Source organism: Geminicoccus flavidas (assembly GCF_009806515.1).
Taxonomy (GTDB): domain Bacteria; phylum Pseudomonadota; class Alphaproteobacteria; order Geminicoccales; family Geminicoccaceae; genus Geminicoccus; species Geminicoccus flavidus.
Window position 1 is genome coordinate 1 of sequence record NZ_WUJP01000107.1, and the last position, 607, is coordinate 607.

The window sequence follows — 607 nt, forward strand, 5'->3', positions numbered from 1 at the left end:
TGGTGGCGCCGGGGCCCGAGGTCACCAGCACCACGCCGACCTTGCCGGTCGAGCGGGCATAGCCTTCCGCGGCGTGCACCGCGGCCTGCTCGTGACGCACCAGGACGTGGCGAATCTTGTCCTGCTTGAAGATCGCGTCGTAGAGCGGAAGGACGGCACCACCGGGGTAGCCGAAAATGACCTCCACACCCTGCTCTACGAGGGCCGCGAGCACTACCTCGGCACCCGTCATGGGGCGCGAGGCGGCCGTTGCGGTCGCGAGCTTAGTGGTGTCGGTCATCAGTCGAACTCCGCCGGAATCGCTGGTTCCGGGACTACGGTTTTGGTGGAGCCCCTCTTGGGCAAAGCGTCATCCTCACCCTTCTTGCGAGGGGCGCGGCAAGCTAACTTCGCGCATGGGCAGCGTCAACGAAGCCTGGACAGAATCCGGGCGCAAACTGCCTCCTGAACCGACAGATCGTCGCCGAAACCGGCACAAGGCTGAAGCGCCTTCAGCCGATGACGCAGAAACGTCACCTGTCGCTTCGCATATTGCCGGGTCGCGACCGCGGCGGCCGCCAATGCCTCGGCTGGTGGCACCGCATCGGTGATGGAGCGCGCGAACTCG

Annotated in this window: 1 protein-coding gene and 1 pseudogene; both read right to left on the bottom strand. The window is 65.9% G+C overall.

The genetic code is table 11. The features are described from left to right. Positions 1-280 (bottom strand): thiamine pyrophosphate-binding protein (locus EQG76_RS02885; RefSeq protein ID WP_255476457.1); only part of this gene is annotated, 280 nt, incomplete at its 3' end. Positions 281-405: 125 nt separating this feature from the next. Next, a pseudogene (locus EQG76_RS02890) lies at positions 406-607 on the bottom strand (hypothetical protein); the annotation flags it as partial.